Annotated in this window: 14 protein-coding genes and 1 riboswitch; of the genes, 8 read left to right on the forward strand and 6 right to left on the reverse strand. The window is 62.9% G+C overall.

Annotated features, from left to right (window positions below):
• Window positions 1-313 precede the first annotated feature (313 nt).
• The 3 genes from NKJ11_RS01155 (at window position 314) to NKJ11_RS01165 (ending at window position 3,584) form a co-directional block, all read left to right on the forward strand.
• Window positions 314-1,513 carry an aspartate aminotransferase family protein gene (locus tag NKJ11_RS01155; protein ID WP_023811341.1) on the forward strand — a complete coding sequence of 400 codons (1,200 nt, stop codon included), beginning with the start codon at window positions 314-316 and terminating at the stop codon, window positions 1,511-1,513.
• A 17-nt stretch (window positions 1,514-1,530) separates the two neighbouring features.
• Window positions 1,531-2,442, forward strand: coding sequence for an ornithine carbamoyltransferase (gene argF / locus NKJ11_RS01160; RefSeq protein ID WP_352792516.1), 912 nt, complete (start codon window positions 1,531-1,533; stop codon window positions 2,440-2,442).
• A 110-nt stretch (window positions 2,443-2,552) separates the two neighbouring features.
• Window positions 2,553-3,584 carry an Hsp33 family molecular chaperone gene (locus NKJ11_RS01165; RefSeq protein ID WP_031213286.1) on the forward strand — a complete coding sequence of 344 codons (1,032 nt, stop codon included), beginning with the start codon at window positions 2,553-2,555 and terminating at the stop codon, window positions 3,582-3,584.
• 48 nt (window positions 3,585-3,632) lie between these two features.
• Here NKJ11_RS01165 and apaG read toward each other — a convergent pair whose 3' ends face one another.
• Entirely contained in the window at window positions 3,633-4,025 is a 393-nt protein-coding gene (apaG, locus tag NKJ11_RS01170) for a Co2+/Mg2+ efflux facilitator ApaG/CorD (protein ID WP_013533640.1), read from the reverse strand.
• Between the two features lie 25 nt (window positions 4,026-4,050).
• On the opposite strand from apaG, the gene NKJ11_RS01175 reads away from it, so the two are divergent.
• Complete coding sequence (locus NKJ11_RS01175) at window positions 4,051-4,254, forward strand: hypothetical protein (RefSeq protein WP_352554071.1); 204 nt, start codon at window positions 4,051-4,053, stop codon at window positions 4,252-4,254.
• Window positions 4,255-4,375: 121 nt separating this feature from the next.
• A complete protein-coding gene (locus tag NKJ11_RS01180) occupies window positions 4,376-5,527 on the forward strand; it encodes a ceramide glucosyltransferase (protein ID WP_352613086.1) in 1,152 nt (383 codons plus the stop codon).
• 5 nt (window positions 5,528-5,532) lie between these two features.
• On the opposite strand, the gene NKJ11_RS01185 is transcribed toward NKJ11_RS01180, so the two are convergent.
• Window positions 5,533-6,720 (reverse strand): O-succinylhomoserine sulfhydrylase, encoded by a 1,188-nt coding sequence (locus tag NKJ11_RS01185; RefSeq protein WP_023811337.1) that lies wholly within the window; start codon window positions 6,718-6,720, stop codon window positions 5,533-5,535.
• Window positions 6,721-6,777: 57 nt separating this feature from the next.
• Window positions 6,778-6,855, reverse strand: a riboswitch (SAM riboswitch).
• A gap of 138 nt (window positions 6,856-6,993) precedes the next feature.
• Here NKJ11_RS01185 and NKJ11_RS01190 point away from each other — a divergent pair.
• The gene (locus tag NKJ11_RS01190) at window positions 6,994-8,088 is read left to right on the forward strand and encodes a 2'-deoxycytidine 5'-triphosphate deaminase (protein ID WP_352443181.1); all 1,095 of its coding nucleotides are present in this window, start codon (window positions 6,994-6,996) and stop codon (window positions 8,086-8,088) included.
• 99 nt (window positions 8,089-8,187) lie between these two features.
• Complete coding sequence (locus NKJ11_RS01195) at window positions 8,188-8,958, forward strand: ABC transporter substrate-binding protein (RefSeq protein ID WP_352554073.1); 771 nt, start codon at window positions 8,188-8,190, stop codon at window positions 8,956-8,958.
• A 55-nt stretch (window positions 8,959-9,013) separates the two neighbouring features.
• On the opposite strand, the gene araD1 is transcribed toward NKJ11_RS01195, so the two are convergent.
• The 4 genes from araD1 to chvE form a co-directional block, all read right to left on the reverse strand.
• Window positions 9,014-10,006, reverse strand: coding sequence for an AraD1 family protein (araD1, locus tag NKJ11_RS01200; protein ID WP_352613082.1), 993 nt, complete (start codon window positions 10,004-10,006; stop codon window positions 9,014-9,016).
• A gap of 299 nt (window positions 10,007-10,305) precedes the next feature.
• A complete protein-coding gene (gene mmsB / locus NKJ11_RS01205; RefSeq protein ID WP_352792517.1) occupies window positions 10,306-11,598 on the reverse strand; it encodes a multiple monosaccharide ABC transporter permease in 1,293 nt (430 codons plus the stop codon).
• Window positions 11,595-13,127, reverse strand: coding sequence for a multiple monosaccharide ABC transporter ATP-binding protein (mmsA, locus tag NKJ11_RS01210; protein WP_023813877.1), 1,533 nt, complete (start codon window positions 13,125-13,127; stop codon window positions 11,595-11,597). Before mmsA ends, mmsB begins: the two co-directional genes overlap by 4 nt.
• 122 nt (window positions 13,128-13,249) lie before the next feature.
• A complete protein-coding gene (chvE, locus tag NKJ11_RS01215) occupies window positions 13,250-14,320 on the reverse strand; it encodes a multiple monosaccharide ABC transporter substrate-binding protein (protein ID WP_023813878.1) in 1,071 nt (356 codons plus the stop codon).
• A gap of 312 nt (window positions 14,321-14,632) precedes the next feature.
• Between chvE and NKJ11_RS01220 the strand changes: the two genes are divergently transcribed.
• Entirely contained in the window at window positions 14,633-15,622 is a 990-nt protein-coding gene (locus NKJ11_RS01220) for a LysR family transcriptional regulator (protein WP_352613080.1), read from the forward strand.
• Window positions 15,623-15,827: the final 205 nt, after the last annotated feature.

Here is a 15,827-nt window from a genome sequence, read left to right on the forward strand (position 1 = left end):
GACCCGGCAACATTTGCCGGGGCAGACACCACATATATCTGGTGATTAGGTCCGCCGCACGAAATCTAGTTATTTCTCGACTACAACTACTCTATGCGCTGACTCGGTGACAAGAGTCCCAAGTGCAACACGAATCGGTTTTTTCGGTTTTCCCCAACTTGCCCGGTCGCTTATGAGCCGGCGTCCCGTCAGGGGGCTTGCCGCGCGCCACTACGCGACGTTTTCGTTGACTTCATGGCCGAAAAACGGGATAAGCCGCACAGGCCGCCGCTTTGGCGGCTTTTTTGATTTTCCGGTACCGGAGACGCATATAATGAGCGGTTCGGCGCTTTACGAGACCTTTGCTCGCGCACCCCTGGCCTTCGACCACGGGGAAGGCACATGGCTGATTACCGACAAGGGCGAGCGATATCTCGACTTTGCCGGCGGCATCGCCGTCAATTCGCTGGGCCACAGCCATCCGCATCTGGTCGCCGCACTCACCGAGCAGGCAGCCAAGCTGTGGCATGTCTCCAACCTCTACGAGATCCCCGGGCAGAGCCGGCTTGGCGAGCGGCTGGCCGACGCCACCTTCGCCGACAAGGTGTTCTTCACCAATTCCGGCGCCGAGGCGCTGGAATGCGCGATCAAGACGGCGCGCCGCTGCCAGTTCGTCAACGGACACCCCGAGCGCTTCCGCGTCATCACCTTCGAAGGTGCCTTCCATGGCCGCACGCTGGCGACCATCGCGGCCGGCGGCCAGTACAAATATCTCGAGGGCTTCGGCCCCAAGGTCGAAGGTTTCGATCAGGTCAGTTTCGACGACATCGACGCCGCCGAAAAGGCGATCACGCCGGAGACGGCCGCCATCCTGATCGAGCCGGTGCAGGGCGAGGGCGGTATCCGTCCGGTGCCGACGCAATCGCTGAAGCGGCTCAGGCAATTGTGCGAACAGCACGGCCTGCTGTTGATCTTTGACGAGGTCCAGTGCGGCATCGGCCGCACCGGCAAGCTGTTTGCGCATGAATGGTCAGGTGTAACGCCAGACATCATGGCGATCGCCAAGGGCATTGGCGGCGGCTTCCCGATGGGTGCCTGCCTTGCCACGGATGAAGCGGCCGTCGGCATGACCGCTGGCGTGCATGGCACCACGTTCGGCGGCAACCCGCTGGCCATGGCAGTCGGCAACGCCGTGCTCGACGTCGTGCTGGAAGACGGCTTCCTCGAAGATGTCCAGCGCAAGGCGCTGCTCATGAAGCAGGGGCTGGCGTCGGTCGCCGACGAGTTTCCCGAAATCATCGAGGACATCAGGGGTGCCGGGCTGATGCTCGGCCTCAAATGCGCCATGCCCAACACCAAGGTGAACATGGCCTTGCGCGACCAGCACCTGCTGGCGGTTCCGGCCGGCGACAACGTCATTCGCCTGTTGCCGCCGCTCACCGTCACCGACGCCGAGATCCATGACGCGCTCAACCGCATTCGCGCCGGCGCCAAGGGCCTGGCGGAGGCGATCGCTTCCGCCGCGGCGAAGTAATCCCGGAACCATTGCTGATGTCAGTTCGCCATTTCACCGATCTTTCCGCCGTTTCCGAAGGCGATTTGCGCTTCATGCTGGACGATGCGGTGGTGCGAAAGGCGCGCCTCAAGGCCGGCGAGCGCACCAAACCGCTCGAAGGCAAGGTGCTGGCGATGATCTTCGACAAGCCGTCGACGCGCACACGCGTCTCCTTCGACGTCGGCATGCGGCAGCTCGGCGGCGAGACCATCATGCTGACCGGCACCGAGATGCAGCTCGGCCGTTCCGAGACCATCGCCGACACCGCCAAGGTGCTGTCGCGCTATGTCGATGCGATCATGATCCGCACCACCTCGCATGAGCGACTGCTGGAGCTGACCGAGAACGCCACCGTGCCAGTGATCAACGGACTGACCGACGACACCCATCCCTGCCAGCTGATGGCCGATATCATGACCTTCGAGGAGCATCGCGGTCCGGTCGCCGGCAAGACCATCGCCTGGACCGGCGACGGCAACAATGTGCTGCATTCGCTGATCGAGGCCTCGGCCCGGTTCCGCTTCAACCTCAACGTTGCCGTGCCCGAAGGCAGCGAGCCGGCGCAGAAGCACATTGACTGGTCGCAGGCGCATGGCGGCAAGCTGCACTTCACCCGCTCGCCCGAGGAAGCCGTCGACCAGGCCGACTGCATCGTCACCGATTGCTGGGTGTCGATGGGCCAGGAGCATCGCGCCCGCGGCCACAATGTGTTCTCGCCCTACCAGGTCAATGCCAAGCTGATGGCCAGGGCCAAGCCGGACGCGCTGTTCATGCACTGCCTGCCGGCGCATCGCGGCCAGGAGGTGACCGACGAGGTCATCGACGGACCGCATTCGGTGGTCTTCGACGAGGCCGAGAACCGGCTCCATGCCCAGAAGGCCGTGCTGGCCTGGTGTCTCGGCGCTTGAAGTGTCTCGGCGCTTGATCCCCAGGAGCTTGATCTGCGGGGGTGTGATGCCTATTTGCGCCGCATCACGCAAATCAAGCGCGTTTCGACGCATGCGCCCCGGAGGGCGGCATGGCCGCGCCCTGGAGCTTTGTCATGTTGGAAACCTATCAAGTGACTGAACATCACCCCAAACTCGGCGAATTTGGCTATGCCGGCGACGATCACGTCGTGCCGTTCGAGGTCGGCCCGCTCGATGTGCGGGGCCGCACGGTCCAACTCGGGCCGATGCTGGACGCCATCCTCGGCCGCCACGATTATCCCGAGCCGGTCGCCCGCCTGCTGGCGGAGGCCTGTGTGCTGACCGTGCTGCTCGGCACTTCGCTGAAGTTCGAGGGCAAGTTCATCCTGCAGACCCGCACCGACGGGCCTGTCGACATGCTGGTCGCCGATTTTTCCACGCCCTCGGCATTGCGCGCCTATGCGCGTTTCGATGCCGACCGGCTGGAAGCGCTGGTCGCGGCCGGCGAAACCTCCCAGCAGACGCTGCTCGGCAGCGGCGTGCTGGCGCTGACCATCGACCAGGGCGCTCACACGCAGCGCTATCAGGGCATCGTCCAGCTCGACGGCGAGACGCTGGAGGATGCTGCGCGCACCTATTTTCGTCAGTCGGAGCAGATCCCGACGGATCTCAGGCTGTCGGTGGCCAAGCTTTTGACGCCCGGTCCCGGCGGCGCCCGCGAGCAGTGGCGCGCCGGTGGTATCCTGGCGCAGTTCCTGCCGCAGTCGCCCGAGCGCATGCGCGTCCCGGACCTGCCGGGTGGCGATGGCGATCCGCGCGAGGAGATCCACGATCCGGCCGACAATTCCTGGCAGGAGTTGCTGGCGCTGCTCGGTACGATCGAGCCGACCGAACTGATCGACCCGACGATCGGCGCCGAGCGGCTGCTCTACAGGCTGTTCCACGAGCATGGCGTGCGCGTCTTCGGCGGCGTTCCGGTCGCCGACCAGTGCTCGTGCTCCAAGGACAAGATCCGCGGCATCCTCGAGGGTTTTTCCGCCCAGGAGATCAAGGACAGCACCGAAGACGGCGGCATCCACGTCGCCTGCGAATTCTGCTCGAAGCAATATGATTTCGATCCGGCGGAATTTGCGGCCCAGTAGAGAAAAAAACCACGCCTCACCGGCCGCTCCGCGGCCGGTGAGGCGAAATCAATTCACCGTCCGCCGCGTCCCCGGCAGATCCAGCGAAAACGCCGGAATGGCGATGTCGAACGTCTCGCCCCGCTTGTTGCGCATCGTGTAGTGCCCGACCATGATGCCGGATGGTGTCGAGAGCGGGCAACCGGACGTGTACTGGTAGCTGTCGCCGGGATTGAGTTCGGGCTGGTCGCCGACCACGCCGGGGCCACGCACTTCCTCGACCCGGCCGGTGCCGTCGGTGATGTGCCAATAGCGCGACAGAAGCTGCACGAAATCGTCCGACTGATTGTCGATCGTTATCTGATAGCCCCAGACATAGCGGTTCTCCGAGGGATCCGAACGGTCCTCCAGATAGAACGGCCTGACCTGCACTTCGATGTTGCGCGTGACGGCGCTATACATAAGCGGCTCCAAAACAATCTAGAGCATGATCCTGAAAAGTGGGAACCGGTTTTCAGAAAAGATCATGCTCAAAGAAACAGAGATAGAGCCCCATCCCGGTTCAATCGGGATGGAACAGGCTCTAGGTCGAACTTTCGGCGCTCCACGCGGGCTGGTCAACGGTGCGCGTCCTGTCATTGCGGACGGAACCGCAGGTGGCGGCAAAGAATGTCATTTAAGTGACACATGACAATGATGGTGTGCGCCGACCAGTGCCGCGCGACTCGGGCGCTCTGTCGAATTGTTGAATCGGTCGTCATGCCAGCCAGATTGTTCTGGCGGACCGGTTTTCCTGGAGTGACCGGATTTCGATGGAACTCACTCTCATAGCCGCCACGCTTTCAACTGCCCTCATTCTCTCAAATCTCGCCAGCATCGTGCTCGCCGCTTCGCGTCTGAAACGGCGCCGCGCCATTGCCGCGCCGGCCGGCAAGCCACGGCCGGTGTCGATCGTCGTGCCGTCGCGCGGCGTCGAGCCGTTCACGCAGGAGACGCTGGAGCGCGCCTTCTCGCTCGACTGGCCGTGCTACGAGTTGATTTTCTGCGTCGCCCATGCCGACGATCCGGTGGTCAAATTGATAAACAGGACGATCGTCCGGTTTTCGAAAGTGCCGGCCCGGCTGCTTGTCGGCGACGACCGCATCAGCGCCAATCCGAAACTCAACAATTGCGTCAAGGGCTGGGAGGCGGCGCGGCACGACTGGGTCGTCCTGGCCGATTCCAACGTGCTGATGCCGAGGGACTACGTCCAGCATCTGATGGCTGCCTGGCGGCCCGGCACCGGCCTTGTCTGCTCGACGCCGATTGGCTCGCGGCCGGCCGGCTTCTGGGCCGAGGTCGAATGCGCTTTCCTCAACACGCTGCAGGCGCGCTGGCAATACGCCGGCGATGCGCTCGGCCTTGGCTTTGCCCAGGGCAAGAGCATGCTCTGGAACAAGCCGATGCTCGACGCCAATGGCGGCATCCGCGCGCTGGCCGCCGAGATCGCGGAGGATGCCGCCGCGACCAAGCTGGTGAACGGTCTCGGCCTGCGCGTCAATCTCGTCGCCGCCCCCTTCGAGCAGCCGCTTGGCCGGCGCTCTTTTGACGAGATCTGGTCGCGTCAGGCCCGTTGGGCGCGCCTGCGCCGCGTCACTTTCCCGCTGTTCTTCGCACCCGAAATCCTGACCGGCGCCGTGGTGCCGCTGGTGCTTGCGCTGATTGCCGCGGCCAGTGCGGGCTTCAGCCTCTGGGCAACCGCCCTTGCAGTGCTGGTAGCCTTCTACCTTCCCGAGTGCGCGCTGGCCTGGTCCAAGGGCTGGTACCTGTCGCCACGCATGGTGGCCGCGATCATGATGCGCGACCTGATCCTGCCAGCGCTGTGGGCGCGCGGCTGGCTTGGCGGCGCCGTCGACTGGCGCGGCAACGCGATGACCATCGGCACCAAGACGGCCGAACTGGAGGAGACGCCGTCCGGCGCCTGAAGGTCCTACCTGGCCTTCAGCGCCTGCGCGATGTCCTCAAGCAGATCGTCGGTGTCTTCCAGCCCGACCGACAGCCGGAGCGTGCCCGGCCCGATGCCGAGCTCGGCGCGCGCCTCGTCGCTCAGATTCTTGTGCGTCGTCGTCGCCGGGTGGGTGATCAGGCTCTTGGCATCGCCGAGATTGTTGGAGATCAAGACGATGTCGAGCGCGTTCTGCAAGGCGAAGGCCGCCTGCTTGCCGCCCTTGACGTCCAGGCAGATCAGCGTCGAGCCGCCCGACATCTGCTTCTTGACGATATCGGCCTGCGGGTGGTCGGCGCGGCCGGGATAGATGACGCGGGCGATTTCCGGCCGTTCGGCCAGGAAATCCGCGATCCTGCCCGCGCTTTCCGTCTGCTGGCGCACGCGCAGCGGCAGTGTTTCCAGGCCTTTCAGCAGCGTCCAGGCGTTGAAGGGCGACAGGCTTGGGCCGGTATGGCGGAAATAATCGTGCAGGTTCTCGTCGATCCACTTCTTGTCCGACAGGATCACGCCGCCGAGACAGCGCCCCTGGCCGTCTATGTGCTTGGTCGCCGAATAGACGACGATATGGGCGCCGAGCTGCAAGGGCTTCTGCTGCAGGGGCGTGGCGAAGACATTGTCGACGATCAGCCTTGCGCCGATCGAATTGGCAAGCGAAGCGACAGCGGCGATATCGACCACTTCCAGCGTCGGATTGGTCGGGCTTTCCAGGAAGAACAGCTTGGTGTTCGGCTTGACCGCCTTTTCCCAATTGGCGATATCCGTGCCGTCGACCAGCGTCGCCTCGATGCCGTATCTCGGCGCCAGCGTCTCGACCACCCAGCGGCAGGATCCGAACAGCGCACGCGCCGCCACGATGTGGTCGCCGGCCTTGGCGCTGCACAGAAGGGCGGCCGTCACCGCGGCCATGCCGGAGGCGGTGGCGCGGGCATCTTCGGCGCCTTCGAGGGCGCACATGCGCTTCTCGAACATGTCGACGGTCGGATTGGCGTAGCGCGAATAGATGAAGCCTGGCTCCTCGCCCTTGAAACGGGCTTCGGCGGCCTGTGCCGTTTCGTAGACATAGCCCTGGGTCAGGTAAATCGCTTCCGACGTTTCGCCGAAACCGGAACGCAGCGTTCCGCTGTGCACGAGTGCCGTCTGAGGCTTCCAGTTGTGCTTCTTGGTGCTCATCGCTTTTCTTCCAGACACAAAAAAACCGGCCGCGAAAGTCGCAACCGGTCCATACGGCCTTGCGGCCCGACGGTCCTTTAGCGACTTGTTTAACGTGGCTGCAAGCCGACCGGCCAAATCACCACGGGATAACGACCCTTTAGACCCGCGCCGCGCTTGCGTCAATTGCCGGCTTCATTAAGAGGTTTGTACCAAGCAGGTTCCGCAAAAGTGTTCCACGGTTTTGCGACAAGAACCTGCGACAAGAAAAACGTCTGACCTAGGAGTGGAGCCTTGCGGCAGACAGGCATTCTTCCCGATCAGGACATTTCGGCGCTGTTCCAGTCCGGCGCGCTGAAGTCGGCGCGTGCGCTCGACGCCGACCAGATCCAGCCGGCCAGCCTTGATCTCAGGCTCGGCGACAAGGCCTGGCGGGTGCGGGCCTCCTTCCTGCCCGGCCCCAACCACAAGGTCTCGGAAAAACTCGACCGGCTGCAGCTGCACGAGATCAATCTTGCCGAGGGCGCGGTGCTGGAGACCGGCTGCGTCTATATCGTGCCCTTGCTTGAAAGCCTGGCGCTGCCGGCGGACATTTCGGCCTCGGCCAATCCGAAGAGCTCGACCGGGCGGCTCGACATCTTTACCCGGGTCATGACCGATCGCGGCCACGAGTTCGACAAGATCGCTGCCGGCTATCATGGCCCGCTCTTTCTGGAAGTCAGCCCCCGCACCTTCCCGATCGTCGTGCGCACCGGCTCGCGCCTGTCGCAGATACGCTTCCGCACCGGCAATGCGCTGCTCTCGGAAGCCGAGCTGCACGACCTGCATCGCGCGCAGACGCTGGTCGCCACCGAGCCGCCGAATATTTCCGGCGGCGGCATCGCGCTGTCGATTGACCTCAACGGCGACCAAAACGGTCTGGTCGGCTATCGCGGCAAGCATCACACCGGCCTCGTCGATGTCGACAAGCGCGCGGCCCAGGAAGTCGTCGACTTCTGGGAGCCGATCCACAAGAGCGGCGCCGGCGAACTGGTGCTCGACCCCGACGAGTTCTACATCCTCGTCAGCCAGGAGGCGGTGCATGTGCCGCCGCTCTACGCCGCCGAGATGACGCCCTTCGATCCGCTGGTCGGCGAGTTCCGCGTCCACTATGCCGGCTTCTTCGATCCGGGCTTTGGCCATTCCGCGTCTGGCGGCACGGGCAGCCGGGCGGTGCTGGAAGTGCGCAGTCATGAAGTGCCGTTCATTCTCGACCATGGCCAGATCGTCGGCCGGCTGGTCTACGAACACATGCTGAAGCGGCCGCAGGCCCTCTACGGCACCGATCTCGGCTCCAACTACCAGGCGCAGGGCCTGAAGCTGTCCAAGCATTTCCGCGCCGCGCGCTGACCTCATTGCCCCAAGGCAAAATACTTGCCTGTACCGGCGCGCCATGCTTGGCTGCCTTGCCGCCCGTCAAGATGCCGGCGTTCAAGGGGAACCAAGAAAATGCAGATTTCAAAATGGATCATATCGGCAGCAGGCGCTGCCATGCTGGTGATGGCGGCCGGCTCGCTTTCGCAGGCGCAGGAGAAAATCAAGATCGGCACCGAGGGCGCCTATCCGCCGTTCAACACCATTACCGCTGACGGCAAGGTCGAAGGCTTCGACATCGACATCGCCAATGCGCTGTGCGCGCAGATGAAGGTCGAATGCGAGATCGTCACGCAGGACTGGGACGGCATCATTCCCGCTTTGCAGGCGAAGAAATTCGACGCCATCATCGCCTCGATGAGCATCACCGAGGAGCGCAAGAAGCAGGTCGCCTTCACCAACAAATATTATACGACACCGCTCGCCCTGGTGGCGCCGAAGGACAGCGACCTGACCTCGACCGAACCGGCGGCCCTTGCCGGCAAGACGGTCGGCGCCCAGGCTTCGACCACGCAGGCCGACTATGCCCAGAATGAATATGGCAAGGCGGGCGCGGAGGCCAAACTCTATCCGACCCAGGAAGAGGCGATCACCGACTTGACCAACGGCCGCCTTGACGCCGTGATCTCGGACAAGTTCGTGCTGATGGACTGGCTGAAGAAGGCAAGCGACGGCTGCTGCAAGCTGGTCGGCGACGTCAAGGGCACCGAAACGCAAGCCGGCATTGCCGTGCGCCTGGAAGACACGGCCCTGCGCGACAAGCTCAACGCGGCCATCGACGCGATCGTCGCCGACGGCACCTACAAGAAGATTCAGGCCAAGTATTTCGACTTCGATATTTATTGAAACGTCGAAGAGCGTCTCTTCCTTCTCCCACAAGGGGAGAAGGGAGGGTGCTACCTCAAAGCGCCTTCACAGCCACCTTCACGGGCAGCTCGATCTCCAGCGGGTTGCGCAGCGGCAGGCCGAAGTCCCCAGCCTCGATCTCGAACACATCGCCGGCCTCGGTCTTGATGCCGTCGGCGAAGGACAGCGTCGCCGTACCGAACATATGCACATGCACGTCGCCCGGCTGGCGGAAGGCCGCGTATTTGAAATGGTGATGTTCGAGATTGGCGATGGTGTGCGACATGTTCGCTTCACCGGACAGGAACGGCTTTTCCCACAGCACCTCGCTGTCGCGCACGATGCGCGAGGTGCCGCGGATATCGGGCGGCAGGTCGCCGATCAGGATTTCCGGACCGAACGAGGCGTTGCGCAGCTTGGAATGGGCGAGGAACAGATAGTTCACGCGCTCGGTGACGTGGTCGGAAAACTCGTTCGACAGCGTGAAGCCGACGCGGAAAGGTGCGCCGTCGTCGCCGATGACATAGATGCCGGCCACCTCGGGCTCTTCGCCGGCGTCCTTGGCAAAGGCCGGTGACAGGAGTGCGGCACCTGGCGCCACCGCCATCGTGCCGTTGCCTTTGTAAAACCATTCCGGCTGCACGCCGATCTGGCCGTTCGCGGGCTTGCCGCCCTCCAGCCCCATGCGGAACATCTTCATGGAATCGGTGAGCTGCTCCTCGCCGTCGGCGCTCAGCTTCTTGTGCATGGAATCGCGCGTCGCCGCCGAGCCGAGATGCGTCAGCCCGGTGCCCGTCAGGTGCAGATGCGCCGGATCGGGGTGGTTGATCGGCGACAGCAGCCGCCCCTTCTTGTAAGCGGCCTCGAGATCGACCGTCTCGCCAAGTCCTTTGCGTTCGATCAGCGCGACGAGGCCGACGCCGGTGCGGGCGGCCTCCATCGCCAGCGAATAGACGCTGCGGGCGCCATTGATGATCCGGGTCTTGCCGCTATTGCGGGCAACGACGCGGATGGTCTCGGCGTCGTCAAGGATCTGGGAGATCAGCATGATGAATCCTCTCTCATTTGCCTTGGCAGGGCTGCCAAAACGGCAGACCTTGCTCGGCGCGGCCGGACCTCGTCCATGCCACGGTTTAAATTCTCAGTTCGGATTGCGCTCGCGGGCCTGGTCCCTCAGGGACTTCTGTTACCGGGTTGCCGGCAGCGCCGCGATCGTATGCCTCCTGCTTGCCTCGACTAGAGCAGTTCACCGTCTCACGGAAACGGCGAACCGCTCTAACTCATTGTGGTGCAATTCCGGGCGGAAAACCGTTTCACACTTTTCCTTGGAATTGCTCTTAAGCCCGTTCAGGCCTTGTTCTTGTTGTAGACGTCGAAGATCACGGCACCGAGCAGCACCAGGCCTTTGACCACCTGCTGCCAGTCGACATTGACGCCCATGATCGACATGCCGTTGTTCATCACGCCCATGATGAAGCCGCCAACGACCGCACCGATGACCTGACCGACGCCGCCCATGGCCGAGGCGCCGCCGATGAAGACGGCGGCGATGACGTCGAGCTCGCTGCCGAGGCCCGCGGCCGGCACCGCCTGTCCCAGTCGCGCCGCGATGATCAGGCCGCCGAGCGCCGACAGCACGCCCATATTGATGAACACCATCAGCGTCAGCCGCTCGGTGTTGATGCCCGACAGCTGCGCGGCCTTGGAATTGCCGCCCATGGCGTAGATACGGCGGCCGATGGTCATGCGCTTGGTGACGAAGACGAACAGCGAGATCAGCACGCCCATGACGAGCAGCACCACCGGCAGGCCCCTGTAGCTGGCGAACTGGTAGACCAGGAACAGGGCCAGCGCGCTGCCGACCAGCGTCTTGACGATGAACAGGGCAAAGGGCTCGGCCTCATAGCCATGGCGTTCGCGCTTGCGGCGCGTCCTCACCCCGAAATAGGCGTAGGCCAGCACAGCGATCAGGCCCAGCACGATCGTCGTCATGTGCAGCGTCAGGCCGCTGCCCATGATGGTCTTGCCGGCCGCGTTCACCGTCGGCGGGATCAGCGTCAGCGGGCCGATGACATCCGGGATGAAGCCGGAGCTGAGCGCCTTGAAGCCATCGGGTAGCGGCCCCACCGAGGATCCGCCGCCCAGCAGGGCCTGGCAGATGCCGCGGAAGATCAGCATGCCGGCCAGCGTGACGATGAAGCTCGGTATTCGGTGATAGGCGATCCAGTAGCCTTGCGCGGCGCCGATCGCGCCGCCCACGATCAGGCAGATGATCGACACCACCAGCGGATTGCTGAACGGGCCGAGCGGCCAGATGACCATCATCATCGCCGCCAGCGCGCCGATGAAGCCCGCCACCGATCCGACACTTAGGTCGATATGGCCGGAGACGATCACCAGCAGCATGCCCAGCGCCATCACGATGATGAACGAGTTCTGCTGCACCAAATTGCTCAGGTTCACCGGCTTGAACAGCGTTCCGTTCGTGGTGAACTGGAAGAACACCATGATGGCGATCAGCGCCAGGATCAGGCCGTATTCGCGCAGGTTCGTCGTCAGCGCCGAGACGGCGATGCGTGGACCCTGCTGCACGTCTTCGGCGACTTTGCCCTGCGGGGCGGGGGCGCTTTCGGTGCTCATGCTGCTTTTCCTTCTCCACGAACGATGGCGCGCATTATTTTTTCCTGGCTTGCTTCCGCTGCGGGCATTTCGCCCACGATGCGCCCTTCGTTCATGACGTAGATGCGGTCGGTGATGCCGAGCAACTCCGGCATTTCCGACGAGATGACGACGATCGCCTTACCCTCAGCCGCGAGACGGGCGATGATCGTATAGATTTCGTACTTGGCGCCGACATCGATGCCGCGCGTCGGCTCGTCGAGGATCAGCACGTCCGGGTCGGCGAACAGCCATTTCGACAGCACCACCTTCTGCTGGTTGCCCCCGGAGAGATTGCCGGTCATCTGATAGACGCTGGACGCGCGGATATTGGTCTTCTTGCGATAGTCGTTGGCAACGGCGAGCTCGCGCATGTCGTCGATCACGCTGTGGCGCGAGACGCCGCCAAGATTGGCCAGCGTGATGTTGTGCTTGATATGGTCGATGAGGTTGAGACCGTAGGTCTTGCGGTCCTCTGTGACGTAGGCGATGCCGTGTTGGACCGCCTTGCTCACCGAGGATACGTCGACCGGCTTGCCCTTGAGCAGCACCTCGCCGGAGATGCGGCGGCCGTAGGAGCGGCCGAACAGGCTCATGGCGAATTCGGTGCGGCCAGCGCCCATCAGCCCGGCAATACCCACCACTTCGCCCTTGCGCACGTTGATGTCGATACCCTTGATCACCTGCCGCTCGGCATGGATCGGGTGATAGACCGACCAGTTCTTCACTTCGAACACGACCTCGCCGATATCAGGCTCGCGCGGCGGATAGCGGTCGTCGAGTGAGCGGCCGACCATCGAAGTGATGATGCGGTCTTCCGAGATGTCTTTCTTGGCCAGCGTCTCGATGGTGCGCCCGTCACGGATCACCGTCACCTTGTCGGCGACCCGGTTCACCTCGTTGAGCTTGTGCGAGATCAGGATCGAGGTCATGCCTTGCCGCTTGAACTCGAGCAGAAGGTCGAGCAGCGCCTGGCTGTCCTTCTCGCTCAGCGAAGCCGTCGGCTCGTCCAGGATCAGCAGCTTGACTTCCTTGCTCAGCGCCTTGGCGATTTCGACCAGCTGCTGCTTGCCGACGCCGATATTGGTGATCAGCGTCTTGGGGTCCTCCTTGAGGCCCACCTTCTTCAACAGCGCGCTGGTGCGCGCCTCGTTGGCATCCCAGTCGATGACGCCGAATTTGGCGTGTTCGTTGCCGAGGAAGATGTTTTCCGCGATCGACAGCATCGGCACCAGCGCAAGCTCCTGGTGGATGATGACGATGCCCTTGTGTTCGCTGTCATGGATGCCTTTGAACTGGCATTCCTGGCCTTGGAAGATGATCTGGCCGTCATAGGTGCCGGAGGGATAGACGCCCGACAGCACCTTCATCAGCGTCGACTTGCCGGCGCCGTTTTCGCCGACCACGGCATGGATCTCGCCTTCCTCGACGCTGAGATTGACGTTCGACAGCGCCTTCACGCCGGGAAACGTCTTGGTGATGTCGCGCATCTCCAAAATCGTCGAGGCCATGGGGACTACCGCTCCTTGAGAGCTCGGCAAACATTGCCGGCGAGGTCGGTGACAATACCGGGCTCGCTGGTGAACGAAAAGGGGCCCTGCGTTGCGCAGGACCCCTGACTTTGTAACCGGGATTACTTCAGTTCGTCGGCCTTGATGTAGCCGGAGTCGACGACCAGCGCCTGGTAGTTCGACTTGTCGACCTCATGCGGCGTCAGCAGGATCGAAGGAACGACCTTGACGTCGTTGTTGTAGGTCTTTTCATCGAGGCCGTCCGGCTTGCCGCCCGAGAGCACCTTGTCGACGAGTTCGACGGTGGCCTTGGCCAGTTCGCGGGTGTCCTTGAACACGGTCGAGTACTGCTCGCCCGAGATGATCAGCTTGACCGAAGCGGTTTCGGCGTCCTGGCCGGTCACAACAGGCCACGGCTGAGCCTCGGTGCCGTAACCGACGGCGCGCAGCGAGGCGGTGATGCCGCGCGACAGGCCGTCATAGGGCGACAGAACGCCATCGACGCGGCTGCCGTCCGAATAGTTGGCCGACAGCAGATTGTCCATGCGCGCCTGGGCGGTGGCGGCGAGCCAACGCAGCGTGCCGACCTTGTCCATGCCGGTCTGGCCAGACTTGATCTTGATCGAGCCGTCGTCGATCAGCGGCTGCAGGACGGAGATGGCGCCATTGTAGAAGAAGAAGGCGTTGTTGTCGTCGGGCGAGCCGCCGAACAGTTCGACGTTCCACGGCTTGGTGTTCGGGAAGCGCTCCTTGAGGCCCTTGACCAGTGAATTCGCCTGGATCACGCCGACGCCGAAATTGTCGAAGGTGGTGTAGTAGTCGACATTGGCGGTCTTCTTGATCAGGCGGTCATAGGCGACGACGACGACGCCCGCGTCAGCGGCCTTCTGCAGAGCATCCGACAGGGTGGTGCCGTCGATCGAAGCGATGATCAGCGCCTTCGGGCCTTTGGTGATTTCGTTTTCCAGCTGGCTGAGCTGGTTGGGGATGTCGTCCTGCGCGTATTGCAGGTCGACGGTGTAGCCGAGAGCCTCGAGCTGGGACTTGACGGCATCGCCGTCATTGATCCAGCGCTGCGAGGTCTTGGTCGGCATCAGCACGCCGACAAGACCCTTGTCGGCTGCGTGCGCCGAGTAAGTCATGGCAGCGATGCCAAGGGCCGCGACGGCGGCCAGTGTCTTGATGATTTTCACTTTAACTCTCCCTGTTTGATGGACGCGGCACCCCGGGGGTCGCGGGCCGCGCAATCGTGCAGAAGCGCCAAGGCACTGCTGCCGTCATATCGATCTCCGGTATCCTCCCATGGCCCCGAGACGCTGGTTCAATCGATACGATTTTTCTCGTCAGCGACCGTCACGTCTTGGAACGCGCGGAGGGTGTGGGTCTTTGCCATAACTGTCAAATGCGATCTTTGATGGTTGCTATATCATGGTTGGTATATGTATTGGGACGTGACGGGCTGACTCCAAGGTCGGCCTTACACGAGCAGAAGGCAGGGAAAAGCGATGGCGCCGCCCAGGAATCTGACAACAGCTTCAAATGGTTACAGAGAAGCACCGGGCGATGGCGAAACCCTGCTGCGCAGCGGTCTCAGTCTGCGTCACATGCGCATGATCGTCGCGCTCGACGACCACAGCCGAGTCAGCGCGGCAGCCCAGGTTCTGAACATTTCGCAGCCGGCGGCCTCGCGCATGATCGCGGAGATGGAGGCGGTGCTGGAGGTCAAGCTGTGCGAGAGGCTGCCGCGCGGTATCACCTTGACGCCATACGGCAAGGCTTTGGCCAGGCGGGCGCGCTCGATCCTGCTGGAGATGCGCGAGGTCGACCGCGAGATTTCCGAGCTCAAGGCGGGCAAGGGTGGTTCGGTTTTCCTGGGTGCTGTGACCGCGCCGGCTATCGAGCTGGCGGTGCCGGCAATTCGTGAGATCCGCCGCATCTATCCGCGCATCGAGATCACCATGCAGGTCGAGACCTCCAATGTGCTGGCACGCGAGCTGATCGCCACGCGTCATGATTTCATCATCGCGCGCATACCGGACGATCTCAATCCGCGGCTGTTCGAGTCGCGCGTCATCGGCGTCGAGAAGGCCTGCCTGATCGTGCGCCGGGGCCATCCGCTCACCAAGGGCGAGGCGGTGCGGCTGGAAGAGACCGCCGCCTATGACTGGGTCTTCCAGTCTGGCGGCTCGCCCTTGCGCCAGGCCATGGAGAGCAACTTCCTCAACCGCAACATCGCTTTGCCGGATCGTATCCTGAACACCAGTTCGCTGCTCCTGACCCTGGTCATGGTCGCGCAATCCGATGCCATCGCACCGGTCTCTGTCCAGGTGGCGAAATTCATCCAGAACCCTGACGGGCTGGCCGGCGCCATCGACGTCGTCCAGACCGAATTCGACATCGAGGTCAGGCCCTACAGCCTGATCACGGTGAAGAATCGCGCGCTGTCGCCGGCCGCCAAGATGCTGCACGACTTCATTCTGAGAGAAGTGGGATGATGGCTCGCTCGGGTAAGGTTGTCCGGCGAAAGCACCGCCAGGCCGAGGCTAGAGCAGTTCACCGTTTCACGGAAACGGCGACCCGCTCTAACTCCTCGTTTTGACGCAATTCCGGACGGAAAACCGTTCCTGGAATTGCTCTAGCGAAAGCGAACTGGGAACATTGTTTCCCGCCAATGCGTTCATGATCTTGCAAGGGACGATT

This window comes from Mesorhizobium sp. M0243 (assembly GCF_040321775.1).
Classification (GTDB): domain Bacteria; phylum Pseudomonadota; class Alphaproteobacteria; order Rhizobiales; family Rhizobiaceae; genus Mesorhizobium.